Genomic DNA, 1,830 nt, shown 5'->3' with positions numbered 1-1,830 from the left:
TGACCGCGAGCGGCGCGAGGTGAGTTTGGCTGTTCCGGGAGGAGTTTGCCCTCTCGGAGCGGGTCATGAGGCACCGGCAGTGGACGGTCAGCCGACGGCAGGTCGGTCACCCAGCGGCGCAGCGACGCTGGGACAGGGCCTACCAGCTACTTCTGCAGGCGGCGGACCTACCTCCCAGCACGACCGGCACTCCGGCCGCTCCACAGGGCGTTTCGGAGGAGGGCCATCATGCAAGTAGCCGCGTATGCTCGGGTCTCAACCCAGCGCCAAGCTCAGGCGCAGACCACTGAGCAGCAACTCGACCGTTTGCGTGCTCATGCCGAGGCGCAGGGCTGGGTTCTGGCGCCGGAGCATGTCTTCCGTGACGACGGCCATAGTGGTGCGAGCCTCAGGCGTCCAGGCTTGGACCGCTTGCGCGATGCTGCAGCGAGCGCGCGCCTGGACCGCGTCCTCATCACCGCGCCGGATCGGCTGGCGCGCAACTATGTCCATCAGGTGCTGCTGGTTGAGGAGTTGCAAAAGCACGGGGCGGTGGTGGACTTCCTCGACCGGCCGATGAGCCGCGATCCGCATGACCAGTTACTGCTCCAGATCCGTGGTGCAGTAGCCGAGTACGAGCGGTCCCTGATCACCGAGCGAATGCGACGTGGTCGCCTGCGCAAGCTGCAGGCCGGCACCCTGCTGCCCTGGTCGCGGCCGCCCTACGGTTACCGGCTCGACCCCGAACGGCCGCGTGACCCAAGCGGCGTGCGGCTGGACGAGACGGAGGCCGCCGTGATCCGCGACCTGTTCGCTCGGTTCACTGACGAGGGCACACCAGTGACAGCCCTGGTGCAGCATCTGCATCGCCTTGATATTCCCTCACCTCGGGGACATCGGAGGTGGTGCACCACCGTTCTGCGCAGCGTTCTGTCCAATCCCGTCTATCTCGGGCAGGTCTTCGCCAATCGGCTGCGCAGACATCCGGCGGAGCAGCGACGTTCCGCCCTGCTGCCGATCGGCCGCGGCCAGGGCAGCGCACGGCTGACGGATCCGGCCGAATGGATCGCGGTTGCGCCCGTGCCGGCCATTGTCAGCCAGGAGCAGTTCGATCGCGCGCAGGAGCGGTTGAGCTATAATCGACGCATGGCACGGCGTAATAACCGCGTGCACCAGTACCTCCTGCGCGGCTTGGTCAGCTGTGGCCGATGTCGGCGTGGCTGCACGGGCCGTCATATGCCGAAGGGCTACGACTACTACCTTTGCCGTACCAAAACACAGCTGCCTGTGATGAGGCCAGGCGAGCGGTGTCCGGCTCGCTACATCCCGGCCCGGCCGCTGGAAGAACTGGTCTGGCGCGACCTGTGTGAGGTCCTCGCCGCGCCGGAGATGATCGCGCATGCGATGCAGCGGGCCCGCGGCGGGCACTGGCTGCCGCAAGAGTTGCAAGCTCGTCGCGCCAACCTTCGCCGAGGCCGGGTAGCGCTCGGCCAGCAAATCGAGCGGCTCACCGAAGCCTACATGGCCGGTGTGGTACCACTGGCCGAGTACGAGCGGCGTCGCCGGGATACCGAAGCCCGGCTGCTGGCGCTCGATGGCCAGGAGCGCGGACTCCTGCAAGACGCCGACCGCCAGGGCGAAACTGCCCGGCTCGCGGCCCAGGCCGAGATGTTCTGTCAACGCGTGCGACAAGGCTTGGAGCAGGCCGATTTTGATCGCAAGCGCGAACTGCTCGAGTTGCTGGTCGACCGCGTCATCGTCACAGACGGTGATGTCGAAATCCGCTACGTGATCCCCACCGGACCGGATGGCGAACGAGAGTCCTTTTGTCGATTGCGAACGGACTATCTA

Annotated in this window: 1 protein-coding gene; it reads left to right on the top strand. The window is 66.4% G+C overall.

Annotated features, from left to right (window positions below; genetic code table 11):
* Positions 1–228: 228 nt before the first annotated feature.
* On the top strand, positions 229–1,830 hold a 1,602-nt coding region (locus JMJ55_RS30360), incomplete at its 3' end, for a recombinase family protein (RefSeq protein WP_202829335.1).

Source organism: Belnapia mucosa, assembly GCF_016775475.1.
Classification (GTDB): domain Bacteria; phylum Pseudomonadota; class Alphaproteobacteria; order Acetobacterales; family Acetobacteraceae; genus Belnapia; species Belnapia mucosa.
The sequence above is the reverse complement of the archived record's forward strand: the minus strand, read 5'-3'. Positions and strand labels throughout refer to the sequence as shown.